General features: G+C 57.1%; 21 protein-coding genes. 11 read left to right on the top strand and 10 right to left on the bottom strand.

From position 1 onward, the window contains the following. Positions 1 to 38 precede the first annotated feature (38 nt). The gene (locus S7A_RS09885; RefSeq protein WP_009090213.1) at positions 39 to 788 is read right to left on the bottom strand and encodes an SDR family oxidoreductase; all 750 of its coding nucleotides are present in this window, start codon (positions 786 to 788) and stop codon (positions 39 to 41) included. A 152-nt stretch (positions 789 to 940) separates the two neighbouring features. On the opposite strand from S7A_RS09885, the gene S7A_RS09880 reads away from it, so the two are divergent. Beyond that, entirely contained in the window at positions 941 to 1864 is a 924-nt protein-coding gene (locus S7A_RS09880) for a LysR family transcriptional regulator (protein ID WP_009090211.1), read from the top strand. Between the two features lie 22 nt (positions 1865 to 1886). On the opposite strand, the gene uraH is transcribed toward S7A_RS09880, so the two are convergent. Beyond that, positions 1887 to 2309, bottom strand: coding sequence for a hydroxyisourate hydrolase (uraH, locus tag S7A_RS09875; protein ID WP_009090208.1), 423 nt, complete (start codon positions 2307 to 2309; stop codon positions 1887 to 1889). A gap of 2267 nt (positions 2310 to 4576) precedes the next feature. Here uraH and S7A_RS21625 point away from each other — a divergent pair. The 7 genes from S7A_RS21625 to S7A_RS09840 all read left to right on the top strand — a co-directional run bounded on the left by S7A_RS21625 (position 4577) and on the right by S7A_RS09840 (position 11505). Continuing rightward, on the top strand, positions 4577 to 5191 hold the full coding sequence (locus tag S7A_RS21625) for a LuxR family transcriptional regulator (protein ID WP_230200881.1): 615 nt from the start codon (positions 4577 to 4579) through the stop codon (positions 5189 to 5191). Between the two features lie 20 nt (positions 5192 to 5211). Beyond that, positions 5212 to 5757 (top strand): fimbrial protein, encoded by a 546-nt coding sequence (locus S7A_RS09865; RefSeq protein ID WP_009090205.1) that lies wholly within the window; start codon positions 5212 to 5214, stop codon positions 5755 to 5757. Positions 5758 to 5814: 57 nt separating this feature from the next. Continuing rightward, a complete protein-coding gene (locus S7A_RS09860) occupies positions 5815 to 6561 on the top strand; it encodes a fimbria/pilus periplasmic chaperone (protein ID WP_009090204.1) in 747 nt (248 codons plus the stop codon). Next, entirely contained in the window at positions 6533 to 9097 is a 2565-nt protein-coding gene (locus tag S7A_RS09855; RefSeq protein ID WP_009090202.1) for a fimbrial outer membrane usher protein, read from the top strand. Before S7A_RS09860 ends, S7A_RS09855 begins: the two co-directional genes overlap by 29 nt. A gap of 1 nt (position 9098) precedes the next feature. Beyond that, positions 9099 to 10424, top strand: a complete 1326-nt coding sequence (gene stbD / locus S7A_RS09850) for a fimbrial usher protein StbD (protein WP_009090200.1) — start codon at positions 9099 to 9101, stop codon at positions 10422 to 10424. Continuing rightward, positions 10390 to 11106, top strand: a complete 717-nt coding sequence (locus S7A_RS09845; protein WP_033736249.1) for a fimbrial assembly chaperone — start codon at positions 10390 to 10392, stop codon at positions 11104 to 11106. The genes stbD and S7A_RS09845 overlap by 35 nt, the downstream gene beginning before the upstream one ends. A 72-nt stretch (positions 11107 to 11178) precedes the next feature. Next, the gene (locus S7A_RS09840) at positions 11179 to 11505 is read left to right on the top strand and encodes a gamma-glutamylcyclotransferase family protein (RefSeq protein WP_009090196.1); all 327 of its coding nucleotides are present in this window, start codon (positions 11179 to 11181) and stop codon (positions 11503 to 11505) included. Between the two features lie 215 nt (positions 11506 to 11720). Here the strand turns inward: S7A_RS09840 and S7A_RS09835 are convergent, their stop codons facing one another. From S7A_RS09835 to hipB, 4 genes are all read right to left on the bottom strand, one after another. After that, positions 11721 to 13766 (bottom strand): FUSC family protein, encoded by a 2046-nt coding sequence (locus S7A_RS09835; RefSeq protein ID WP_009090194.1) that lies wholly within the window; start codon positions 13764 to 13766, stop codon positions 11721 to 11723. Between the two features lie 148 nt (positions 13767 to 13914). Then, positions 13915 to 14559, bottom strand: coding sequence for a LysE family translocator (locus S7A_RS09830; protein ID WP_009090193.1), 645 nt, complete (start codon positions 14557 to 14559; stop codon positions 13915 to 13917). Between the two features lie 102 nt (positions 14560 to 14661). Next, positions 14662 to 15975 (bottom strand): type II toxin-antitoxin system HipA family toxin, encoded by a 1314-nt coding sequence (locus S7A_RS09825; protein ID WP_009090191.1) that lies wholly within the window; start codon positions 15973 to 15975, stop codon positions 14662 to 14664. After that, on the bottom strand, positions 15975 to 16223 hold the full coding sequence (hipB, locus tag S7A_RS09820; RefSeq protein ID WP_009090189.1) for a type II toxin-antitoxin system antitoxin HipB: 249 nt from the start codon (positions 16221 to 16223) through the stop codon (positions 15975 to 15977). The genes S7A_RS09825 and hipB overlap by 1 nt, the downstream gene beginning before the upstream one ends. Before the next feature lie 187 nt (positions 16224 to 16410). Here hipB and S7A_RS09815 point away from each other — a divergent pair, with 187 nt between their 5' ends. Then, positions 16411 to 16839, top strand: coding sequence for an N-acetyltransferase (locus S7A_RS09815; RefSeq protein WP_009090187.1), 429 nt, complete (start codon positions 16411 to 16413; stop codon positions 16837 to 16839). A gap of 34 nt (positions 16840 to 16873) precedes the next feature. Here S7A_RS09815 and S7A_RS09810 read toward each other — a convergent pair whose 3' ends face one another. From S7A_RS09810 to S7A_RS09795, 4 genes are all read right to left on the bottom strand, one after another. Beyond that, positions 16874 to 17668, bottom strand: coding sequence for an inositol monophosphatase family protein (locus tag S7A_RS09810; protein ID WP_009090185.1), 795 nt, complete (start codon positions 17666 to 17668; stop codon positions 16874 to 16876). Positions 17669 to 17683: 15 nt separating this feature from the next. Then, positions 17684 to 18754: an ABC transporter ATP-binding protein gene (locus S7A_RS09805; protein WP_009090183.1), complete on the bottom strand. Its 1071-nt coding sequence runs from the start codon at positions 18752 to 18754 to the stop codon at positions 17684 to 17686. Then, the gene (locus tag S7A_RS09800) at positions 18751 to 20973 is read right to left on the bottom strand and encodes an iron ABC transporter permease (RefSeq protein ID WP_009090181.1); all 2223 of its coding nucleotides are present in this window, start codon (positions 20971 to 20973) and stop codon (positions 18751 to 18753) included. The genes S7A_RS09805 and S7A_RS09800 overlap by 4 nt, the downstream gene beginning before the upstream one ends. 90 nt (positions 20974 to 21063) lie before the next feature. After that, on the bottom strand, positions 21064 to 22092 hold the full coding sequence (locus S7A_RS09795; protein ID WP_009090180.1) for an ABC transporter substrate-binding protein: 1029 nt from the start codon (positions 22090 to 22092) through the stop codon (positions 21064 to 21066). Positions 22093 to 22306: 214 nt separating this feature from the next. Here S7A_RS09795 and S7A_RS09790 point away from each other — a divergent pair, with 214 nt between their 5' ends. Together S7A_RS09790 and S7A_RS09785 are read left to right on the top strand one after the other, a co-directional pair. Further along, positions 22307 to 23341, top strand: a complete 1035-nt coding sequence (locus S7A_RS09790) for a LacI family DNA-binding transcriptional regulator (protein ID WP_009090178.1) — start codon at positions 22307 to 22309, stop codon at positions 23339 to 23341. A 264-nt stretch (positions 23342 to 23605) separates the two neighbouring features. After that, positions 23606 to 24499: an SDR family oxidoreductase gene (locus tag S7A_RS09785; protein ID WP_009090177.1), complete on the top strand. Its 894-nt coding sequence runs from the start codon at positions 23606 to 23608 to the stop codon at positions 24497 to 24499. Positions 24500 to 24521 lie beyond the last annotated feature (22 nt).

Here is a 24521-nt window from a genome sequence, read left to right as displayed (position 1 = left end):
GACCCTGTTGCGACAGCCACAGGGTCTGAAGCGTAACGTTACACCTGCGCCATTCCGCCATCGACAAACAGTTCTGTCGCATTGATAAAGCTGGCGGCATCTGACGCCAGGAAGGCAACGGTTCTGGCCACCTCCTGCGGCTCACCCAGGCGGCCCAGCGGTATCTGCGCAGCCAGCGCATCAAACAGGCCCTGACGCTGATCATCACTGACCAGCCCGCCCAGGCCCGGAGTACGGACAGGGCCGGGACTCACCACATTCACCCGGATGCCGCGATCTTTCAGATCCAGCGCCCATGAACGGGCAAAGTTGCGCACGGCGGCTTTACTGGCGCTGTAGACACTGAAGGCTGCGGTACCCTGAGCCGAGGCGGTAGAGCCGGTAAGAATAACCGACGCGCCATCAACCAGCAGTGGCAGCGCTTTCTGAACCGTAAACAGCACGCCGCGTACGTTGGTGTCGAAGATACGATCGAAATGCGCCTCTGTGATCGCCCCCAGCGGCAGCATGTCGCCCCCGCCGGCGTTGGCGAACAGGATATCCAGATGGCCCGACTGTGACGCAATCCGGGCATACACGTCGTCGAGATCGTGCAGCTGTGACGCATCGGCCCGGATACCGGTGACCGTTCCACCGATGTCTGCGACGGCGGCATCCAGTTCCGCCTGACGGCGACCCGTAATAAAGACCTGCGCGCCCTGTGACGCCAGTTCCCGTGCGGTGGTGAGGCCAATTCCGCTTGTTCCGCCTGTTACCAGGGCAATTTTTCCTGCGAGTGATGCGCTCATAAAGTCGTCTCCGGAGTCGGTCAGTGAATGAGGATAAGCTTCCCGGTCAGCGTCGCTGCCGGACAGGGGGCCACTGTAAAAGAGCGGGATTGACGGATAAATCCGCTAAAATGAAAATGACTATCCACACGGGTGGACAATAGGGGCAGAGAATGGATCAGTTGCTGGCGATCAGAGCCTTTTCACGGGTGGTAGAGAGCGGTAGTTTTACCCGTGCCGCAGATACGCTGAACATGCCGAAAGCGACGGTGAGCAAGCTGGTGCAGGAGCTGGAGGGGCATCTCTCCGTCAGGCTTTTGCAGCGCACCACCCGGCGCGTGACCGTGACTGCGGAAGGGCGGGAATATTATGAGAAGGCGCTGCGTATTCTGCACGACCTTGAGGATGTGGATGCCTGTTTTAATGCACTGCGCAGTAAGCCACGCGGGCAGTTACGCATTGATGTCGGCGGTTCGACTGCCCGGGACGTTCTGATTCCGCTGCTGCCCGATTTCTTTGCCCGCTATCCTGACATTACGCTGGATCTCGGCGTTTCGGATCGTCCGATCGACCTGATCAGTGACAATGCTGACTGTGTGATCCGCGGCGGTCCGCTGATGGACTCCTCACTGATCGCCCGTCTGATTGGGCACGCCACGCTGATCACCTGTGCGACGCCCGCCTATCTGAAAGCCTTTGGCGTCCCGGCCTATCCGGATGAACTGCGCAACGGCCACCGGCTGGTGAGCTATCTCTCTCCGCAGACTGGCAGGCCATTTCCGTTTCGGTTTGAACGTGACGGGGAAAAAATCGAGGTAACCAGTGCGCATCGCATTGGCGTCAATGAGAGCAACGGGCATCTGGCTGCGGGGCTGGCCGGGCTGGGGATCATTCAGACGTTCAGCTATTCGCTGTCGTCAATTCTGCGGCAGGGTGAGATGGTAGAGATCCTGCGCGACTGGCGTCCTGCCGGGTATCCGTTTCATCTGGTTTATCCGCAAAACCGGCACGTCACGCAACGCCTGCGGGTGTTTATCGACTGGCTGGTGGCCTGTTTTCCGGCGCGAATAGCGGGAGAGGCCCAATCCGGCACCTGAATGCCGGATTGAGCAGAATCAATCAGTTGCCGCGATAGGTTGAGTAACCAAACGGGCTCAGCAGCAGGGGGATATGGTAGTGCTCACCGCTGGCTTCCATGTTGAACTCCACCGGGATCTCCGGGAAGAAGGTTTTCTGGCTGCTTTTCTTATAAAAATCACCGGTTTTGAATACCACGCGATAGCTGCCGGCGCTGGCCGTTTTGTCCTGCGGGAACAGGGCGCTGATGCGGCCATTGTTATCCGTCACGCCAGAAGCCAGTTTCACCCAGTTATCCTGCTGCTTCTGATCCAGCTCGACTTCAATGCCCGCGGTGGGCTGACCGGTCTGCAGGTTGAGCACGTGTACGCTCAGTGGATTTTTCGCAGCGGCAGGCTGAGCGGCGACAGCAGATACGCCAGAGGTCATCAGTAAGGTGGCAATCAGAGCCGTTGTCTTTTTCATCAATGTTTCCTTTATTGACTGTTGGAGTGCGTGTTGTTGTGCTGAAGCGTAATCGGGCTGAGGCGAAAGGGACATTTAACGGCGCTAAATGTGAAATTTCCCAGAAGCGCATGCCTTTTTAGTTACATCATACAAATTCTCTCTCATTACCTGAGTTGAGCTCTGTGCCAATATCACTGATCAGGATGAAGCGGCGGCCAGAAGGTATGTAAAAGGAGAGGGCAGCAGAATCGCAGGCCGGAAAACAGTGATAGAAAGCGTGACAGCGTCACAGAAACCCGTCAGGTGGATGGGAGGCATTCTATTGAATGCTCCGGGATTGTAGCCCCTGGCGGGTGATAAAATCCAGCTTATTCAGAGGGATGAGAGGATTCAGAGTCATGCTCACCGAACAGCGCGTAAACCACGCGGTTTGCGTCATCGGGCCGGTATGCCTGAGCGACGCACGCTGAATGCTTTGCCTGTCAGGGCGTCATCTGCGCCCGTTACTGAACTGGCCGTGAAACAGAATCCGTTGCCAGCAGAAGTAGCCAGGATGCATTTACCCAGGATCTTACCGGCATCATCATCTGCAAAGCAGCAAAGTCACGCACGTACGCCAGAAGCGCTGGCTTTCAGGGAACGCCGGGAATAATGGTGAGGCTGTGAAAGAGGAATCATCGGGTGAGGCGGACATTTTTCGGAGAGTGCGAAGAGATTGATAAGGCTTCAGTGGAGGCAGCACAAAACAGTGGAAGCGAAGAATCGCCTGATGTTAATCAGCAGACGTGCCGGAAGATGAATACGCGGAAAGTTATCGTCGCTAAGGGAACAGCCGGTATCGGGTTGACCGGGAATCATAATTGCCTCATTAGACGGTCAGGAACGAAGTCGGCAGCAGCACGGCAGGGAACGAGATAACGCAGCCACAGCCGTTATCAGATATCATATTTAACATAATATACATTATGCGCATCTTTTCCGTTATCAGGGTTGGGCTTCGCTGTTTACCTTTCGGCACCGATCCTGGCTGTTTTTGCCTGGCCGTAAATCTCTGTGCAACTCGGCCTCATCTTCTCACCGCCACGCATCCGCTTTTCTGAATGCCTTGTGGTTTGCTGCGCATCCGTACGGCATCCTCTTCGCAGCCTGATTCACTCACTCTCTTCAGTGCGCGATGCCGAAGATATCACACCCGGCTAAGTGAATGAATTGAGCGCTCACGACATGCTGCGCGCTCAGCTTTTCAATCGCTTTCCGCTTTGCTCTGAATTGGGCGTCCGGTCTGCACGTCTCTGCGCTTTGTTCGTTTAACGCCATCCGGCGGCTTTACTCACTCTGCCAGAGACGTCGCTACGTGAAAATTAGCGCTCCTATCAGGGCTGACGGCCACAAAAATGCTGTAAATGCGTCTCCTGAACGCCTGCTTTTTCTCTCGCTCAGCTGCACCAACAACGCCTGGTCCTGCACACATCCGCGCATCGTCATGATAAAGCCTGCCGCATCGGCCGCGCCTGTTGATGACCTGCAGAGATTCGGTCAGGGACAGCCGGTTTTGATAAGACGTTTACGGGAGACAAAAAAACATAACATCCCTGCTCTGTCTGTTCAGTAATCAGCCTTACTGGTTTATTAAAACCGGCCAGAGCAGCCAAACGTCAATGCGCGGCGATTATTTTATACAAAAGCTGAATAATCATTTCCTGCGTAAAATTAAATAGAGAATTAATGACAATGCTGAAAACAGAACAGATAACACGCGCTAAATTACTGATTTAGATCAATATTTTTAGCAGATGCGTCAATTAACATCTTTGTTACCAGGACTTTTCTTAATTAAAGTATTTCCTGAGCGATAAATAGTATTTTTGAGGTTCTGACTCAACAGGATTAGAAAAATAACCAACGGGTATTAATAAGAGGATTTGCATTAAGAGCGACAAAAACAGGTATTCCTCAACCACAATCCGGCGTCAAAAATATACAAAAAATGACACTGATCAAAATTCGCGCATATTTAGCTTTGCGTGCGGAATTTTTATTGATCAAAACAGCGTTATTTGCGAAATATTCCTAACGGACGTAAAAAAATCCAGGTCTCTCAGTACGACTGAGTGGGCGGCAGACGTTTTTGTCCCGAATTTTCAATCAATATTACGCCAGGCCACAGAGGAGGTGCGTTAAGAAAAATCCGAATGCAGGAAATAGCGGGTAATTTTCATCGCCTTGAAACGCGGAGATTTTTATCGATAAAATAAATACAACTCTCGCAACAGCACCAGAATATTATGATAAAGATAACCAGAGAGGAAATTCGCTGCGCCAGTTGTAAATATGGCTGTGATCTCGCCCATCGCGCATCAGACATTTATAACCGATGTCCGCTGCAAAAAATAACCACCTGGCCCGGAGGAAATCATTTTTTCTCTTCATCCCTGCTTAGCATGGTGGCGGGTAAATATGAAAGCATCTTTTGCCGGGGATGCATATTTGTTGACTTCTCAAGAGAGAATATCAGGTATTTTACCAACAGTAACTGGATTGAATATTTAAAAAACACCGGATTGATGCTGATTATCGTCAGCGATCGCTATATGCAATCTCTTGCCGCGTTCTGGCAAAAAGAAGACCTGCGTATCCAGACCGTTATTTATGCCGATCAGTCGCGTGAAGAGATAAGCCGTCAGATTAATGGCTGCTATTTCGGCCTGAAGGGCGACGTCAGAAAAAAAGTGAATGCGTTTAAACAGGATGAAGTTCAGTTCCTTGATCTGGCAGTGAATGGACTCTCACTGCCGATTATTGCCAGAGAAATGGGAGTTGAAATCAAGCGTGTTTATAACATCAAAGAGGCTATTCGCCGGAAAATGGGCATCAGCCTCAACCAATTGCTTTCCGTATAACGATGATAAAGGAGTATGACATGAACACCCATTTCAGAACGCTTAATCTTGCTGTGTTAATCAGTGCCGCGCTGGTTTCAGCCAGCGTCTCTGCGGCTTCTGATAACACCATCAACTTCCAGGGCGAAGTGACCACCGAAACCTGTTCGGTGTCGGTGAACGGTAACAACGCTTCACCTGTCGTTCTGCTGCCAACCGTGAGTACCTCTGACCTTGCGGCCTCAGGTGCGACAGCGGGCGAAACCCCCTTCACCGTGGGCGTAAGCGGCTGTACCGGTGACAGCACCAAGACCACGAAAATCTCCACGGTCTTCGTGGGCAATAACGTCAGCGCTGCCGGCAACCTGTCGAACACCGGCACCGCGAAAAACGTTGAGGTTCAGATCCTCGACCCGAAAGATACCGTCGTCGATCTGACCAGCGGTTACACCGGCAGCGGCGATATGACGCTTCAGGCAGGGGAAACCTCAGGCTCAGCCACCTACTCTGCCCGCTACTATGCATCAGGCACACCAACGGCCGGTACCGTGACCGCATCACTGCAATACGCCGTGACTTATCAGTAATCGTTTTCGTGCGTATCCGGTATCCCGGGTACGCACGCCACGCTTGAGATCTCTGACATGTATTCACGCATTGTGCTCTACCCCTCACTGTTCGTCATTTTCATTCTGTTGATGACGTTTATTTCGGATAAAGTCCAGGCGAGCGTCACGATTCTGGGTAGCCGTATTATTTATCCCGGCAATGCTCTCTCCGTCGATGTTCAGTTAAAGAACAACGATAATATTCCGTATGTTATTCAGGCCTGGTTTGATAATGGCAATATGGATTCGCAACCGGGCGATAAGAGTGACGTGCCTTTTATTATCACCCCTCCGTTATTCCGGATTCAGCCTCTGACCGGTCAGGTGCTGAGAATCCGCTTCACGCCAGAGACCTCTTTACCGCAGGATCGCGAAACTGTCTACTGGTTCAACTCCCTGCAAATTCCGCCCGCCAATATTCAGGGCGAGTCAGGCCGTAACAGTATCGTTTTAATGTTACGTAACCGCATGAAACTCTTCTACCGGCCTAAGGCGATTGGTCAGCCGGGGGATATTTTCAGCGGAATAAAAATAACGGCGAAAAAAGAGGGCCTCGAAATCAATAACACCCAGCCCTGGTTTTTTTCGCTGACCGACGTAACCCTAAAAACAGCAGACAAAAAAATAGCCTGCGACGCCGATATGATTGCGCCCTTCTCTAAAAAAATTGTCAGGTGCAAAGCGGCAACGCACGCGTTACCCGCGAACAGCGTGGTCTCTCTTTCAGCAATGAATGACCAGGGAGCGAAAGTCAGTGAAGATTATCCGCTTGCAGCCAGGTAATATCTGCACCCTTTTTTTACCTCTCTGTGCCTCCTTCACTTTTTCAACGTATGGACACGCTGAGGAATATTATTTTGATCCTTCGCTGTTTAAAGGTTCGGCTTTTGGCCAGAACATCGAACAGTTTAATCATCAGACGATTGCCCCCGGCAGCTATTATGTCGACATTTATCTCAATAATAAGCTGATCAAAAGCGGTGTCACCCTCACCTTTTTATCAGCAGAAAAAGGCCAGCCCATTGAACCCTGCCTTCCCCTGAAGGTGGCGGAATCATTGCGCCTTAAGTCACTGAATAAAACCGCAGCCAGCGAGCAATGCCAGCCTTTGCGTCACTGGTCCTCCGCGGCCAGCTGGCAATTTGATCAGTCATCACTGCGGCTGCAACTGACTATTCCGGATGCGGAGTTAATCCGTCTGCCTCGCGGAACCATCCCCGTTTCCGAATGGGATAAAGGGATCACCGCCCTTTTCATCCGGCATAACACCAACTACAGCTGGACGGAAAATAGCGCCTCCGGTTACCGATATCAGTATCTCTGGAGCGGTGTCACGGCGGGCACCAATATTGATAACTGGCAGCTGCGCCATCAGGGCAACCTGCGGGTTATCGATAATAACGTCACCGGCAGCGACGCGCGTTATACCACGGTCAGAACCTGGCTTCAGCGCCCCATCGAACCGCTGAACAGTGTGCTGACCGTTGGCGACAGCTACACAGAAAGTTCGCAGTTTGGCAGCCTGTCCTATAACGGGATTAAGCTGACAACGGATGAGAGGATGCGCCCGCAAAGCCGTCGGGGTTACGCGCCGGAGATCCGGGGCGTGGCCTCTTCCAGCGCGCGGGTTATCGTCAGGCAGCTCAATCGCGTTATTTATGAGACCAGCGTGGCTCCGGGACCTTTTGTCATTAACGATTTGTACAATACCCGCAGCCAGGGCGATCTCGACGTGGAGATTGTTGAAGCGAGTGGCAAAACGTCCTCGTTTACCGTCCCCTATGCCTCGGTGCCCGATTCGGTCAGGCCGGGTAACTGGCACTACTCCGTTGCCCTGGGACGGGTGCGACAGTTCTACTCCGTCAATAACACCTTCTTTGAAGGATTGCTGCAGCGCGGTATCAGCAACCAGCTGACCGCGACGGCGGGTTCGCGCCTGGCTGAGGATTATCAGGCCTGGCTGCTTGGTGGTGTCTGGAGCTCTGCGGCGGGTGCCGTGGGACTGAATACCACCTTCTCGAATGCCAAGGTGGCACAGAACCAGACTGCCACGGGATGGCGCGCTGAACTGAGCTACAGCAAAACCTTTACCACCGGCACCAATGTGGTCCTGGCTGCCTATCGCTACTCAACCAGCGGTTATCGCGACCTGCAGGATGTGCTGGGCGTGCGTCGCCAGCAGGATGGTGGCCTCAGCTACTACTCCGACACGCTGCATCAGCGTAATAACTTTTCTGTCACGCTGAGTCAGACAATGGCTGACTATGGCTTGATCAGCCTGAGTGCCAGCACAGCGGATTATTACAATAACCGCTCCCGCATTACCCAGCTTCAGCTCGGTTACAACAATAGCTGGCATAACATCAGTTACAGCCTCAACGTCGCCCGCCAGCGCACCACCTGGAGCAGCGATCGCTTCGGGCTGAGCCTGGATGATGGCGATAATAGCTATCGGGAGAAGTACACCGAGAATACTGTTGCCCTGAATGTTTCCGTCCCGCTGAACTGGAGCAATCACAATGCTTCCGTGGCCTACAACTACAACCAGTCTAAAGAGACGCGCAATTCCACGCTCTCACTCACCGGTTCGTCGGGCGAGAACAATCAGCTCTCCTGGTCGCTGTATGGCGGAACCGGGCAGACGCAGAATAGCGGTAGCCAGCGCGCCTCGTTTGGCGGAAACGTGCAGCAGAATACTCGTGTGGGCGGCGTCAGAGCGAACTATGGCCAGGGTGATAACTACCGTCAGGCGGGTCTGGGTCTGTCGGGCACGTTGCTGATCCATTCCGGCGGCATGACAGCCGGCCCCTATACCAGCGATACCTTTGCGCTGATTCATGCGGAAGGCGCTCAGGGCGCCAGCGTGCGTAACGGTCAGGGCGCGGTTATCGATCATGCGGGTTACGCCATCCTGCCTTCGCTCACGCCTTATCAGGCAAATACCGTCAGCCTGGATACCCGCTACATGAATAGCGATGCGGAATTAAGTGGCGGCAGCCAGCGCGTGGTGCCCTATGCCGGTTCCGTGACGCGGATTAATTTTGCCACCCTGCAGGGCAAGGCGGTGTTGATCGCGCTGAAGAGTGACGATCAGGAGATTCCGCCGATGGGGAGTGAAGTCCGTGACGCGGATAATACCGTCATCGGCATTGTCGGTCAGGGCGGACAGGTCTATGCCCGCGTTCCGCATGATTCCGGCACCTTAAGGGTCAGCTGGCAAAATAAAGGCCATAAAACCTGCCTCGTTAATTATCAGATAACCGGACGCGTGAATGAGAATATCGTTCGCCTGGATGCCGTCTGCCGCAAGGGTGAATAGTGTGAGAATCGAAAAATTACTCCTGTATATCGTGTTACTGCTGCTTAATGTGCCCGCCTGGGCGAACTGCAGCGTGGTCACCTCCACCTCTTCGCTCTCTCAGAGCGCCATCGCGGCGGGCTACACCGCCGCCAGCTGGAGCGGTGCCTGCGACACCTGTTCCGGGAATGTCGGGCTGCCGTCCGTGATCAGCATTAACAGCGGAAAGACCTTTCAGCCCTCCGGCACCCTGCTGGCCAGTTCGGTGGGGAGCTTTCTCTCCTCGGCCAGCAACGTTCCCTACTCGGCTAATCAGATTCTCTACCGCTGCGCCGTGGCGGATGCCGACAGCCTGTATGAGATGTACGCCACCAACGGCGACAGTCCCTATGCCGGGCAATACATCACGTCTGAAGTGGACGGGGCTTATTATGATGTCGCCGCAAATGTCGCGGTCAGGCTGACTAACCTCTCAACCGGCGAATATTACAGCCGCTACTGGAAAGCGCGTCAGCTGACGGCCAGCGACTGGTATTCCGATGGCACCTATATCTACATTCCGGCCAGCGCCTTCAGCAATGTGCTGTATGAGATGTTTAAAATTGACTCAACCCGCTATTACGCCAGCAACAGTAATCGCTACGTGGACACCTGGACACAGCCGCGGGGTTACATCGCTTTCAAAGGTCCGGGACTCGACACCAATAGCCTCCAGGTAGGCCAGGACAGCCTCTCTTACTGGTACGGCTGGTACCGTAACTGGCCGGCAGCGTGGAGCACCTACTCTAACGTCACCTATGTGCGCGGCGCACTGTGTGAAGTTCAGGATTATCCGTCGGTGGTACTTCTGCCTACCGTGAGCGCCAGCACCCTCGCGGCAGGCGGAAAAAGCCAGGCTCCGTTTACGATCACCATTCAGTGCGAATCGGGTGCCATATCCGGCACCGCCACGTCGACGCTCAAATCGGCCAATGTCGCCATGGGCTTTCTGGTTAACCAGTCTAATGCGGTTATAGAGGCGAGAAATCTGGGGCTGACCACCTCGGGCGGCGGGTTAACCTGGCTGCTGGATACCCATTATGGCAGCAGCACTGCCGCCTCCGGCGTCGGTATCAGAATTTATGACAGCAACAATACCCCCATCAATTTACTGCCGGACCGCGCCAGCACTGGCACCGGCAACAGCCGCGGCTGGTATGCCTACAAAGATTTAACCTCGCAGGTCTCCTCCGGAGGCAGTGATATCTACAGCGGTGATTTTACCGCCTCCCTTGAAGCCATCAGCGGGCAAACCCTTACAGCAGGAGCAGTAAATGCGCAATTACAGGTTGTGGTCAGTTTTCAGTAACCTCTTTGTGTTATCTGGCGTTCTGCTCTCGTCCAGCGTCTGGGCAGTGGTCAACGTCGATAAGACCCGGATCGTGTTTAATCAGGCAGATCTGACGCAGTCGATTAACGTCGTCAACAGCGGCAACACCGAGACGTTTCTGCAACTCTGGACGGATGATGGTAACGTGACGCTGTCACCGGATGCCAGCATCACGCCCGTGCTTGTCTTGCCGCCAGTGGTAAAAATGGTTCCGGGCGAGATGCGATCGCTGCGCCTGATGCTGACCTCACGCGATGCGCTTCCCGCCGGTAAAGAGAGTCTCTTCTGGCTGAATATTTACCAGATTCCGGCGCTGAAAAAAGCGCCTGACGCGGCTGAGCGCAGAGTCGTGCTGCCGCTGCGAATCCGGCTGAAGATTTTTATCCGGCCTGCGGGACTTCAGGCGCCTCAGGCGACCGACCCGGAAAAGCTTCGTTTCGCCGTCACGGGAGATAAAATCACGATAACTAACCCGACGCCCTGGTTTATGAGCCTGAACGTCAAACCTCAAGGTCAGGCAGCGATTAAAAACCTGATCATCGCCCCGCACGCGGAACTACAGGCAGAGAGTCAGGCCGCGCTCTCTCACGGAACGGCGCTGAACTATACGGTGATCAACGACCAGGGCATTCCGGTTAACTACACCACGGCTTTTAAGTGAATGTTTTGCAGGACAATGGCCTCCCGGCACGCTAAAGTTGCCTGTTTCGGTTTGCAGGCTGGATGAGGGAAAATGAAACGTTTATTTGTTTACGGCACGCTCTGCCCTGGACGTGAAAATGCGCATATCCTGGAGAATATCGGCGGAGAGTGGCTCGCCGGTTCGGTCACGGGCACCTTCTATGAACGCGGCTGGGGGGCAGCGGCTGATTTTCCTGGCATTATTCTGGATGAGCACGGCCCGCAGGTGCCGGGTTTTCTCTTTACCTCCGATAAGCTGGCGGCTCACTGGCCGATGCTGGATGCGTTTGAGGAGGGCTATGATCGCGTCGAAGTGTGCGTCTCTACCCACGATAATCAGCAGCTCAGCGCCTGGATCTATCAGCTTCAGCCCCGATAACAGTGCTGATACCCCTGTTCTGCAATTCGCGCCCTGCTTCCGGGCGCGATTCTGACAGCCCGCCTTCCTTTTCTGCCAGACATGACAAACAGGCACTATGCCGAATTCAAGTTAAACGAAGAAATTTAATGTATGATGTAACTAAAATAGAGAATCGTTAAGACATGTTCCGGGCCACCAGCCTCTTCAGACCACCAGCCCGCGTTTCTACCCTTTCATTCCGGCCAGCGCTGATGCGGAAACAGCGAGACCCGGATGTTAAACAGGTGGATCAGGGGCGCGACGGCCTCACTCTCCTGCCGGGCCAGGGTCTCCAGACGCAGCAGCAGCAGATCAAGCTCCTCCAGCAAATCCTGATGCGGTGTTAACTGCAGTGACTTCATCTTGCGTTTCAGATAGAGCCCCAGCTCGTGAAACATCTGTCCGCTATCAATCCCATGCCGCTCCAGCACCTCGCGATAGCGCGCATAAAAGTCATAGCAGTTCGCCCCCAGCCAGGTTTCCGTAATCAGATAGCCCCCCACCACGATATCCGGCACCGGGTCGAGCCGTTTCCGCGGCAGAATGATATTCACCCTGTCGAGCATGCGTGCAATAAACTGCTGCCGTGACAGCAGCGTGGCGGCGTTACGCTCCACCATTTTGATAAACCCTAACAGATCGCGCAGGCCGCGCTGTACCGCTCTTCGCGCTATCCACGAAGGCCGTTTGTTGCGGATCAGCGCTGTCAGCACAACGGCAAACATAATCCCCACCATCGAGGAGATCGCCGCATTCAGGGTGACGATAAGATTGGGCACGAAGTGGTGACTCAGTCCGATAAAGCCGGGGATCTGAATCGCCACGCTCAGCCCGATCAGGTTGGTGGCCGGATTCGCAATCACCAGGCTCAGCAGCATCAGACCGGGCAGCAGACAGATCATCAGCGCCTGTAAGGTGTTCGCCTGCGGGATGAGAAAAGCGATGTAAAACAGGCTCACGACCAGCGCAATCATCACCCCTTTGACAAACAGCTTCATCGGCGTCACCGGCGAATCGACACCGGCAAAAAACGAACTGATAATCGCCGCCATCAGCGGTGCATTCGCCCCGTCGGCCCAGCCGCTGCCAATCCAGAACAGACTGGAGAGAAAGGTCGCCAGAAAAGCCGTCAGCGCCGACAGCCTCAACAGCCCTTTGTCGATATGGCGATGCTCACGGATATTACGGATAGCCGCCCCGTCGCCATGACTGTAGAGATCCCCGGCGCGGGCGCTGACATTCTCATAGGCATCGGCAATGCGCACAAAGTTTGCCAGCCGCTCCAGCAGCCCGATCAGCAGCAGGCTCTCCTCGGTCGCCAGTCCCCCTGCCCGCCACGACTGCTCAAGGTTCGCCTGCCCGGCATTGATCGCCTCACGCAGCCCGTTAATGTCATTGACGCGATCGTGATGCAGCCACAACAGAAACTGCTGAAACACATTGGTCACGCACGCTGGAAAACGAATGTTCAGCTCCGCCAGTACGCCCAGCCGTGACTCAATCGCGGTGAGCGTCGGCAGCAGATAGGTCAGATGCTGATACTGCACGCTGACCAGACGGATGACGTTACGCGCCGCCTCCCCCTCATAGACACAGTGGGTCAGCAGCGTCTCAACGTTCAGCGGATAACCGGCCATCTGAATCAGGATATCTTCCCGCTCCAGCGATTTGTTCTTTGCCATTCCGCTGATCAGCTCATCGCATAGCCTGCGCGCGTTCTGAAACCAGAGATTCACGCTCTGACCGAGCAGATGATGCATCGACACCGGAAACACCAGCCGGTGAACCAGGGTGCTGCAGAGAATGCCGAGCGTGATCTCCTCAATACGTGAAATGACCGTATTGATAATGGCTGACGGCGTATCCACGTCGGGAAAGCCCATAATGGCGGCGCTATACCCGCCCAGCATAAAGATGTAGCTCTTGGGCGTGCGGTCATGCAGGGAGAGATAGAGGCAGACCGTTACCCACAGTGACACGCAGAGGCTGAACAGAACCGGCGACTGCACCGTTTCGGGGTAGATCAGCAGAATAAAGAGGCCCCCCAGCAGCGTACCCAGCAGACGAAACAGGGATTTCGACACGGTTGAGGCCGCATAGAGTTGTGAAGTCACAAAAACGGTCGTGAGCGCCCAGGCAGGTTTTTCAAAGTTAAGAAGTAGCGCCACAGAGAGTGCAATAAACGCGGCAAGAGAAGTTTTGCAGGCAAACAAAACCGCGTTTTTGGTAAACCATTTCATCGAATGAGAGCAACCAGGAGCTTTCTGAGGCGCGTATCCTGACAGATGCGCCTGCGTTTTACTCTCAGTTAACTTATACAAATTATTACCGGCCTGACGGGGCCGGTTTCAGGGGAGACAGGTCTGTTTCGGGCGGGATGAAAAGCGGTTAGCGACGCGTCAGCGCCAGACGGATGCCCAGCCCGATAAAGGTGGCACCCACCACCCGATCGAGCGCCTTCTGCAGGGTCTGATTCTTCGCAACGGCGCCGGCGGCACCGCCTGCCAGCAGGGCAAACAGCACATCCGTTATCAGGCCCGTCAGCGCATAGGCCAGACCCAGCAGCAGAAAGGAGACGGCATGATGATCGCCCTCCACCGTCACAAACTGAGGAAAGAAGGCGATGAAGAACAGCAGCACTTTGGGATTGGTTATCGAGGTAATAAAGCCGCGCAGCAGCAGCTGACGGGTTTCGGTCTGTGCGACCGCCTCCACTCCCTCCGGCCTGACGACGTGACGGACGCGGAACGTCGCCACGATCATCTTCGCCCCCAGATAGATCAGGTAGGCTGCGCCCGTATATTTAATGACGGTGAACAGCAGTGGCGAGGCCGCAATCAGCGCCGTTAAGCCCAGCGCACTGGCAACCGCATGCGTACAGCTTCCCAGCGCCACGCCCGACGCCGAGAGAACACCGGCCTGTCGCCCCCGAGCCACACTTTGTCCGACAACATAAGCGAGATCGGGGCCCGGCGTAATGCAGAGCAGCACCACCGACGCCAGAAACAGCGGAAAATGAACAATATCCAGCATGAAGACTCCTGACAGCAATAAGATTTAACCTTTCGTTAACTTATCAGCCCGGACGCCCTTTTCCAAATGCCATCATCCTCTTACCGGTGTGCGCGCTCTCCATCACGTTCTGTGCCGTAACCGCTCCAGCATGATCAGGGAGTGACTGAAAATGGCGTCGGCGATGTGCTGCGGAAAATCGGCGGGCAGCGCATCCCGCACCGAAACCACCGCCTGGGGAAAAGCATTGATAAAGAAGTCAAAAATCTCCTCCATACTAGCCGGATCAAAACTGACGCGCTTTGCCGTGGCGATAAAATGGCGCGGATAGATTTTGTCGATCGCCATCTTTTTACCTTTGGTGGCACACAGCCCCATCGCCAGCTTCAGCGCCCGCTTGTTGAGGCCGGTGCCACCCAGTACCGGATAGGCTGAGATGACGTCATAAAATGGCGTCAGCCGGTAACTGCCGCCGCGCTCAATAAACAGGGAGAAGTTTTTTGCATGGCCATCGGTTGCGCCGATCAGCCACTGGAAAACCTGAAACTGCATAAAGCGGTAGCGATCCGCTATCGCCTGGCTGGAGCCCATCAGCAGCTGCATGATCGTCTCTATGCCCGGCCCGCCGTCTGACTCATATTTAGTTGAGGATGGCATCCCCAGCGCCTGGCAGATATCCTCCTGCGGCAGCCGGATCAGCCGGGTCTTATCGCGGGACCAGCGCCGGTCAAACCGCTCCACCGCCAGCGCCCGCATCGCCCCGGCGCGGATAATGGTCGCCTGTGGCACCGCCATTCCCAGCGCCCGGGCCAGCGCCAGACAGAGATACTCATTCTCCACGCTTTCGCGCATATCCAGGGTGGCGGCAGGCTGCTTAATCTCCCCGATGGGCAGCTTGATGATGTGGGAAGTTGGCGTTGCCCCGGCCGGAATGCTCCAGCCCTCATCGGTCAGCAGCAGGGCCGTTTTCTCCTGCGCGCCCGCCACCGAGATGCGAAAATCGGTCTCTTCACGCAGCATCCCCAGCGGAATATCGGACTGATAGGCCGACAACACCTTCTCCAGCCGCGCCTCATCCAGCACCTCATAGCGTGCCTTCAGCGGCGGCAGCGGCATCTCCGGCGGCAGCAGCATGGTCGCGCCGACGCTGTCTCGTCCCACCTCCTGCAGCAGATCAAACGGCTGGCGGGATTTTATCTGATAGCGCGCCACAATGCGGTCACGGATCGCCGGGCTGTCGGGCAGCAGGTTATCGAAAAAGTTAATCACGGCGGCGGAGGTGATCGGTCTGACCTGCAGCGGCATAGAGAGGGAAAGGGGACGCGCCAGCGGACTGCGCAGCCAGCCTGCATCATACTCAAACTCATGTGCGCCGTTTCGCTGCCGGGTCAGCACCCCCACCCGCTCGCCGTTCATCCAGGCCATCAGCTTCTGCATCACCAGTCATCCTCGTCATTGAGTGGCGCTGGCGCCGGTGCCGCTTTTTCCTGAACCTCCAGGCTCAGCTCCAGCGACTGCAGCAGCTTAAACAGCGTAGCCAGCGAGGTGCTGTCAGGTGCATTTTCAAAGTGAGAGATCGTCGCCTGCTTCAGGCCCACTTTTTTTGCCAGCTCACTCTGGGTCCAGCCGTTGCGCTGGCGGATAAGTTTCAGCCGGTTTGCCAGCTGAATCGGACTATATATCATGGGTGACTCCTTCTGGATCACAGAGGGTAAGCATAGCGCAGCTGCATTATCCCCGAAAGGGTATAAATGTGCATTTATCCCCCTTAACGGATAATTTGCTTTTTATACCCTTAAAGGGATAAAGAGAGTTTTATCCCTTATGAGGGATAATTCAGGACGCATAATCCACGGAGAAGAGAGGAAGAGAATGAGCAGATTCAGCATCACCCATCAGATCAGCGAGCAGGACCGTGAAGCACTACTGGCGGGACTCGGCGGCTACAACCGGCAGTTTATCCAGACTGATAACTGGGGGCCGCTGTCGGTCATGCATCGCGACACACAGGGGACATTACGGGGCGGATTAATCGCGTCCCGCAAAGGAAACTGGCTCTGTATCGATTTTCTGTGGGTGGACGAGACGCTGCGGGGCAGCGGTCTGGGCAGTGAACTGCTCAGCGCAGCGGAACAGGCGGCGGTAACGGACGGATGTCTCTGTGCGCTGGTGGATACGTTCAGCTTTCAGGCGCTGCCGTTCTATCAGAAGCAGGGATATCAGCAGCAGATGTCCCTGCCCGATTTTCCGCAGACCGGCATGCAGCGTCACTATCTGACGAAGAGACTCCGGCCGGCATAACCACACCGATCCGCATCGCGCTGGCGTGACAGGGTCACAGACCGGCGATGCGGCGCAGGTCGGCTTCGGCACCGGGTGCCACGGCAAGGACCTGCGCACCGCGGGTAAGACGGTCGCCTTCAGTATTAAACGGGTGATACCAGCCGCCCGCCTCTTTCACCAGGCAGTAGCCCGCCAGACAATCCCAGGCGTGCATATAGGGCTCGTAGTAACCCACTACCCGTCCGGCGGCCACCCATGCCAGCATCAGCGCGCCGGAACCCAGTCGGATAAAGTTACCGCCTGCCGTCAGCAAAGCGGCCACGATCTCGCCAACCTGCTGCGGGGTCACGTGACTGTTCGCCCCGAATCCGGTGACGTGGTTTTGCAGCGTGCGCGCCGGATCGACGGCCAGACGGCGGCCGTTGAGCGTCGCGCCCTGCCCCAGCGCCGCGACGTAGCATTCATCATAGAGGGGGGCAAAGATCACCCCGATGACCGGCAGGTCGCCGCGCAGCACGGCCACCGAAACACACCAGTTTGGCATCCCGTTCAGAAACGGGCTGGTGCCATCGATAGGATCGACCACCCAGGTGTAGTCCGATGCTCCCGGCTGCAGACCGCTCTCCTCACCCAGAAAACCATCATCGGGAAAGGCGGCGCGGAGATGAGCCGCGATCTGCTGCTCCACGTCACGGTCAGCAATCGAGACCACATCCTGCAGATCATATTTGGTTTCCACCACCAGCGTCTCGCGACGGTTAAAGTAGGAAAGCGCGGTCGCGCCGCCTTCACGGGCAACGGCCTCAGCGACAGCCAGACGCGCCATTATTTCATCATGTGATGCCATGCCAGCTCCTCAGTTTTAATCAGATTCGTGCGCGATCAGGGCCAGCCCCTGCGCCCTGAAGTTAACGCCAACCCTGGTGGCGAGCGGGAGACGCTGCTCCATCAGCGGATCGATAATGAACAGCGCGCCCAGTTCAGTGGCCACTTCATATTCGATATGGTCACCCAGCCAGGTGCTGTGGGTGATCTCCCCCTGCAGTGCGCCCTGTCCGTCGCCGGAGAGGGTCATGAAGCGGGGCCGCACCGCCAGCTGAGCCGGGCCGGTCCGCACCCCCGCACCGGGCAGCCGGAAGCGCTGCGTGCCGAGACGGACCAGCGTCTCTTCCGCGCCGGCCTGCTCTACCTCGCAGGGCAGAATGTTCGCCTCCCCCATAAAATCCGCGATAAAGACCGAACGGGGGGAATGGTAAAGCGTCTCCGGCGTCCCCTCCTGAGCAATATCCCCCTCTTTCATGACAATAATCTTATCGGAGACCGCCAGCGCCTCCTCCTGGTCATGGGTGACATAGACCGCAGTAAAGCCGAGCCGCTGCTGCAGATCGCGGATATCGGTGCGCACCTGACGGCGCAGACGCTCATCCAGGTTCGACAGCGGTTCATCGAGCAGCAGCACCTGCGGCTCCAGCACCAGCGCACGCGCCACCGCAATGCGCTGCTGCTGCCCGCCGGAAAGCTCCGAGGGCAGCCGCTGCCCCTGATTCTCCAGCCCCACCAGCTTCAGCCCCTCACGCGCCCGGTCCTGCGCCTCGCGCCGGTTCATGCCCGCGGCGTTCAGCCCATAGAGAATGTTGTCGAGGGCGTTCATGTGCGGAAACAGCGCGTAGGATTGAAACACCATCGCCACGTCCCGCGCGTTGGCGGGCAGATGGGTAACATCCTTACCGCCTATCAGGATGCGGCCCGCGTCAGGATGTTCCAGCCCGGCCAGCAGCCGCAGCGTGGTGGTCTTGCCGCAGCCGGAGGGCCCGAGCAGCGTCACCAGCGTGCCGGGCTCCACGGTGAGTGACAGATCCGGCACCGCACTGAAGCCGGCAAAACGTTTTGAGACATGGTCAAAAACCACCGATCCGGCCTGATGTGTCGTCATACGGTGCTCTCCTGAGTCAGGGTGGATGCAGAGGGAGTGGCGGCGAGGGCCGCCGGTCGGGTGACACGGCGCAGGCGGCGTTCGCCCACCAGTAGCTGGAAGAGACCAATAATCAGCAGCATCACCAGAATCAGGACCGAGGAGTAGGCAATGGCGACGCCATATTCACCGTTCTCCACCAGCCCGACAATGTACGAGGTCGCCATGTTGTACTGCGCGCTGACCAGGAAGATCACCGCGCTGATGGAGGTAATGGCACGCACAAAGGCGTACACCAGCGCCGCGCTGATGGCCGGTTTCAGCAGCGGCAGCACCACCTTGCGCAGGGTACGGAAACTGGTTGCGCCCAGCGTGAGTGACGCTTCATCCAGGCTTTTATCCAGCTGGCTCATCGCCGCAATGCCGCCACGTACCCCGACGGGCATGTTACGAAAGACAAAACAGGCAATCAGGATCATCGCGGTGCCGGTTATCTCCAGCGGCGGCAGGTTATAGGCCATGACATAGCTCACGCCGATAACCGTACCGGGAATGGCAAAGCTCAGCATCAGCATGAACTCAAAGGTCTGCCGTCCGGCAAAGCGCTGACGCACGATCAGCCAGGCGGTCAGCAGCCCGACAATCGCCGTGAGAGGCGCCGCAATCAGGGCAATCTCCAGCGTCGTCCAGAAGGAGTTCCACGCCACGCCCTGCCACACCAGCTCCCCCTGAGTGAGGGTGACACGGAAGGCGCGGATGTAGTGATCCAGCGTCAGGCTGTTGTCGAGCCCCCAGGAGTGGACAAAGCCACCAATGAGGATCATGCCGTAGATCACCAGAGTAAAGAGTCCCCATGGGATCACCATCCCGTATACGCCAAATCTGACCGGACGCGGCAGCATGGCATGACGGCCGCCATCGCCTTTCCCGGTGACGGTGGTAAAACTTTTCCCGGCAAGCCAGAGACGCTGCAGCAGAAAGGCCGCCAGCGTGAAGGCCAGCAGGATCATCGCCAGCACCGCCGCGCGGCTCGGGTCGTTTTGCGCGCCGACCACTGAAAAGAAGATCTCCGTAGAGAGCACGCCGTGACTGCCGCCCAGCACCATCGGATTGCCGAAGTCCGCCATGCTTTCGATAAAGCTGATCAGAAAGGCGTTGGCCAGCCCCGGAGCCATCAGCGGCAGCGACACGCGGGAGAAGGTCCGCCAGCGGCTGGCTCGCAGCGTCTGCGACGCCTCCTCCAGTGAGGGACTGACGCCCTCGACCACCCCGATCAGCACCAGGAAGGCCACCGGCGTAAACGAGAGCACCTGCGCAATCCAGATCCCGGTCAGCCCGTAGAGCCAGCGTCCCGGCGCAATGCCGAACAGCGACGCCAGCGACTCGGTGACCACGCCAGAGCGGCCAAACAGCAAAATCAGCGCCAGACCGATGACAAACGGCGGCGTGATAATCGGCAGAACGGTGAGCATCCGCAGCGCTTTCTTACACGGCAGTGCCGTGCGCGTCGCCGCCAGCGCAAACGCCAGCCCCAGCAGCGTCGAGCCGCTGGCCGTCATCAGCGCCAGTCCCAGCGTTCGCCAGGCCGTCCCGCAGTTGCCGCCGGTAAAACAGCCGAGGCTCCAGATGGCCGGGTCCTGCAGGCTGGCGATCAGCCCATCGGGTTTAAAGCTGCCATCGCTGTCCTGCACCGCGGCGACAAACAGGCTGAGCACCGGATAGAGCACGAAGGTGGTGACCAGGGCCACCAGCAGCACAATCGCCGCCACCACAAAGGCGTCGCCTTTCAGGACACCGCGCTCTGCCAGCGCAAAGGCAAAGATCAGCAGAAAAACGGTCAGCAGCAGTAAGGCCCCCGCGCCCATGGCGGGCTGTCCCTGAGCCAGCGGCCCGGTAAGGTGCTCCAGCCACAGCCAGTTCCAGCCGCTGAAACCAATGGCATGCCCCTCCAGCAGCAGAAACAGGATGCCGGAGACGCTGAACAGCAGCAGCAGCGTGCTGCGGGTCCGGCCGGGAGGCAGAAAGGCGCAGGCGGTAACGCCTCCCCACAGCGCCACGGCGACCAGAAGCCAGGGCTGCTGAGCGAGCTGCCACAGGGCCGGTGCGCTGTTCTCCTCCGCAGAACGAAAGAGCCAGTCACCCGCAAAGAATCCCTGCTCCAGGCTGTACCAGGGCAGCAGCGTCAGGGCCACGGCCCCCGCCAGCAGCGCGCCGGTTAAACGGCGATTGTGCGCATTCATACATCACCTCAATTGGAGAAGCGGACAGCTGGCTGATGCCACCGCGGTTCGGCTCGTGCCCGGCGTCTGATGGCCGGGCAGTGCCACGCTTCAGTGCGCGCTGGCACCAATCTCTCTGTCCCAGCGCCCCAGCAGCGCTTTGCGTTTCGCCGAGTCGCCATAGGTTTTGAAGTCATAATCGATCAGGCGGATGTTCTCGAAACGCGGCGCATACTCGGAGATTTCCGCCTGACGGTTGGAGGGCAGCTGGAACGATTTCGCCTCTTTCATATGGGACTGCGCATCCGCACTCAGCGCCCAGTCATACCAGGCCCGGGCATTCGCCAGGTTGCGCGCCCCTTTGATAATCGACATGGAGCCAATCTCATAGCCGGTGCCTTCACAGGGGGCGACAGGTTTGATCGGGAAGCCTTCGACTTCCATCGCGACCGCGTCGTGCATAAAGACAATCCCGACGGTGGTTTCACCGCGCGCAGCCGCTTTTACCGGTGCCGAGCCGGACTTGGTGTATTGCGAGATATTGGCGTTAAGCTTCTTCAGGTAGGCAAAGGCGTCATCTTCCCCCATGATCTGCACCAGCGTCGCCAGCGTGTTGTACGCCGTGCCGGAGGAGTTGGGGTTGGCGATCTGAATCTCGCCCTTAAAACCGGGATCAAGGAGATCCGCCCAGCAGGCAGGCACCTTCAGCTTTTTCTCCGCCAGCAGGCGGGTGTTGTAGCCCCAGCCCAGCGCACCGGCATAAACGCCAACGGTCCGGTAACCGGAAATCTCCGCTACCTTCTGTGACCAGGGCTGCTGCTGGTCAAGTAAAGGTGACTTGTAGGGCTGGCTCAGCCCCTCTTCTGCGGCCTGCATGTGCGGATCGCCGGTGCCCGCCCACCAGATATCGGTGCGGGGATTGCGCGCCTCGCTGCGGATTCGGGCGTAGGCTTCACCGGCTGAGAGCCGCACCATGCTGAGCCGGATATCGGGATGAGACTGGCTGAACAGCGTGGTCATCTGTTCGCACACCACCACATCAGCGGAGCAGATCATATTAAGGCTGCCCGCCGCCGTGGCCGCAAACGGCACCACCGGGCAACTGACGATAACAGCAGCGAGCAGAGAGGAATAACGCATGGGGATCTCCTTGAGGCCGGATGATGAGGGCGCGCGCCAGTTTTTGCACATGTGTGCAAAGTAGTACGGCGCCCCTGCCATGCTGTCAATTCACTTGTTGAGCAATTGTCAGTCGCTGTCACAAATTTGAAACATTCACTTCCCTGTTATCTTTTGCACACGCTTGCATTTTCAGGCAGACTCAGTGCGGTTAACGGCAGGACGAGGAGAGAAGATGCAGCAGCCCAGGGCAGTGGTGAGTGCACAGGATGTGGCAGATCGGGCGGGCGTCTCGCGCTCGGCGGTCTCCCGCACCTTTACACCGGGGGCCAGCGTGTCGGACGCCACCCGGCAGCGGGTAATGAAAGCGGCGGAAGAGCTGGGCTATCACGTCAATCATCTGGCGCGCGGCCTGGTACGAAACCGCAGCGGCATTGTCTGCCTGATCGCCTCAGAGGTGGATACGCCCTACCGTGCCAGCCTGGTGCGCTGGATGACCCAGTATCTGCAGGAAGCGGGCAAGGTGGCGATGCTGATTAACACCGACCGGTCGGATGAGCGGGTTTCCGCCGCGCTGCAGCAGGCGATCCATTTCCGCGCCGACGCCTCGATCATTCTCTCCGGCATGCCTGACAGTGGCATTACCCGGCTCTGCTACCGGCACGGTCAGCAGCTGGTGCTGATTAACCGCGACGACGCCCTGCCCGGCACGCTCAGCCTTAACCTCGACTCCCGTCCGGCGGCGGAGATGGCGGTTAACGCCTTTCTGCGCGCGGGCTGCAGCCGCATCGCCTTTGTGAATTCGCTGGCGGGAACGCCGAGCCTGCTGAAACGGGAAGCCGATTTTCTGACTGCGGCGCAGCAGGCCGGCATTGCCGTGCAGGTGGAACGGTTCGGCAGCACCTCCTATGAGAGCGGACAGATTCTGGCGCAGCGTCTGCTGACGCGCAGCGTCCGCCCGGATGCGGTCTGTTGCGCCACCGACCTGCTCGCCTGCGGCTTTATGGATGAGGCGCGTCACCGTTTTGCGCTGCGTATCCCGGAGGATCTCTGCATCATCGGACACGACAACATCGCGCAGTCGGGCTGGAGCGCCTACGACCTCACCACCTTTGCGCAGCCGGTAGAGCAGTTCGCCCGCGATGCGATTGACTGGCTGGTGGCGGCGGAGGCGCAACCGGAAACTCTCCTGCCTCGAACAGAACAGCCGCAGGCACGGAAAATATATCCGGTCGATGTGGTCTGGCGGGGATCGGTGCGCGGCGGATGAGCGCCATTCTTTATTTTCAGCCGGTACGTTATTTCTCAGCGAAATAATTGAGTACCGGTTTTACGCTTCGCTTTAAATAGCGCTCTCCTGCCCGGAAAAATATTCGGCCGCTTCGCCCCGCAATCGCGATTTCCTGTCTACGCTTTATCTGCATTATTAATTTACTCTGGTTTTATCTGCTCAATGAATCAGCAGTCAGATGTGACAAACATCACATTTGTGCCAGGCTTACAGTCTCAGATAACACTGTTCAAGGAGCATACAATGGCCACACCCACTAACAAGACGCTCGATCTGGATCATTTTCCTAAGCCTCCTTTTGAGGATCAGCCCCAGCAGGCGCCAGGCCTTGCCAGCAAAATGGTTCCGGTTCCCGATCACGGTGAAACCAGCTACCGTGGCACCGGTCGTCTGACCGGACGCAAAGCGCTGATCACCGGCGGCGACTCCGGGATTGGCCGTGCCGTTGCGATTGCTTATGCCCGTGAAGGCGCCGATGTGGTGATTAACTACCTGCCGGAAGAACAGCCGGATGCCGATGAAGTGGTTAAATTAATCGAAGCGGAAGGCCGTAAAGTTTTCGCTATTCCCGGTGACATTCGTTCAGAAGAATTCTGTCAGCAGCTGGTCAAAGAGGCGGCCGACAAATTAGGTGGTCTGGATATTCTGGTTAATAACGCCGGTCGTCAGCAATTTAATGAGTCCATCCGTACCCTGAGTACAGAAGATTTTGATGCGACGTTTAAAACCAACGTTTATGCAATGTTCTGGATCACCAAAGCGGCGCTGGAATATCTGCCACGCGGCGCATCCATTATTAACACCTCGTCAGTGCAGGCGTTTAAACCCAGCGATATCCTGCTGGACTATGCGCAGACCAAAGCGGCGATTGTGGCCTTTACCAAATCCCTGGCGAAACAGCTGGGCGGCGACGGCATCCGCGTCAACGCGGTAGCGCCGGGTCCATACTGGACCGCACTGCAATCCAGCGGCGGGCAGCCGATGGAGAAAGTGAAGCAGTTTGGTGCCGACTCTCCGATGGGCCGTCCGGGCCAGCCGGTTGAGATCGCCCCGCTCTACGTCACCCTGGCCTCGACCGAGAGCAGCTACTCCTCCGGTCAGGTCTGGTGCTCTGATGGCGGCACCGGCACCCTGTAATCCCCTTCTGGTGGCCGCGTAA

The sequence above is a fragment of the Pantoea sp. Sc1 genome (assembly GCF_000255315.1).
GTDB lineage: Bacteria > Pseudomonadota > Gammaproteobacteria > Enterobacterales > Enterobacteriaceae > Pantoea > Pantoea anthophila.
Note: the sequence above shows the minus strand (reverse complement) of the source record. Positions and strands in the feature narration are given on the sequence as shown.

Bases quoted from the DNA above. Each gene is read 5' to 3' on its own strand.
- uraH (WP_009090208.1), bottom strand. From the start codon at position 2,309: ATGAAAAAGACAACGGCTCTGATTGCCACCTTACTGATGACCTCTGGC.
- S7A_RS09880 (WP_009090211.1), top strand. From the start codon at position 941: ATGGATCAGTTGCTGGCGATCAGAGCCTTTTCACGGGTGGTAGAGAGC.
- S7A_RS09795 (WP_009090180.1), bottom strand. From the start codon at position 22,092: ATGCGTTATTCCTCTCTGCTCGCTGCTGTTATCGTCAGTTGCCCGGTG.
- S7A_RS09885 (WP_009090213.1), bottom strand. From the start codon at position 788: ATGAGCGCATCACTCGCAGGAAAAATTGCCCTGGTAACAGGCGGAACA.
- S7A_RS09785 (WP_009090177.1), top strand. From the start codon at position 23,606: ATGGCCACACCCACTAACAAGACGCTCGATCTGGATCATTTTCCTAAG.
- S7A_RS09845 (WP_033736249.1), top strand. From the start codon at position 10,390: ATGCGCAATTACAGGTTGTGGTCAGTTTTCAGTAACCTCTTTGTGTTA.
- S7A_RS09860 (WP_009090204.1), top strand. From the start codon at position 5,815: ATGTATTCACGCATTGTGCTCTACCCCTCACTGTTCGTCATTTTCATT.
- hipB (WP_009090189.1), bottom strand. From the start codon at position 16,223: ATGATATATAGTCCGATTCAGCTGGCAAACCGGCTGAAACTTATCCGC.
- S7A_RS09840 (WP_009090196.1), top strand. From the start codon at position 11,179: ATGAAACGTTTATTTGTTTACGGCACGCTCTGCCCTGGACGTGAAAAT.
- S7A_RS09790 (WP_009090178.1), top strand. From the start codon at position 22,307: ATGCAGCAGCCCAGGGCAGTGGTGAGTGCACAGGATGTGGCAGATCGG.
- S7A_RS21625 (WP_230200881.1), top strand. From the start codon at position 4,577: ATGATAAAGATAACCAGAGAGGAAATTCGCTGCGCCAGTTGTAAATAT.
- S7A_RS09810 (WP_009090185.1), bottom strand. From the start codon at position 17,668: ATGGCATCACATGATGAAATAATGGCGCGTCTGGCTGTCGCTGAGGCC.
- S7A_RS09835 (WP_009090194.1), bottom strand. From the start codon at position 13,766: ATGAAATGGTTTACCAAAAACGCGGTTTTGTTTGCCTGCAAAACTTCT.
- S7A_RS09830 (WP_009090193.1), bottom strand. From the start codon at position 14,559: ATGCTGGATATTGTTCATTTTCCGCTGTTTCTGGCGTCGGTGGTGCTG.
- S7A_RS09825 (WP_009090191.1), bottom strand. From the start codon at position 15,975: ATGCAGAAGCTGATGGCCTGGATGAACGGCGAGCGGGTGGGGGTGCTG.
- S7A_RS09805 (WP_009090183.1), bottom strand. From the start codon at position 18,754: ATGACGACACATCAGGCCGGATCGGTGGTTTTTGACCATGTCTCAAAA.
- S7A_RS09865 (WP_009090205.1), top strand. From the start codon at position 5,212: ATGAACACCCATTTCAGAACGCTTAATCTTGCTGTGTTAATCAGTGCC.
- S7A_RS09800 (WP_009090181.1), bottom strand. From the start codon at position 20,973: ATGAATGCGCACAATCGCCGTTTAACCGGCGCGCTGCTGGCGGGGGCC.
- S7A_RS09815 (WP_009090187.1), top strand. From the start codon at position 16,411: ATGAGCAGATTCAGCATCACCCATCAGATCAGCGAGCAGGACCGTGAA.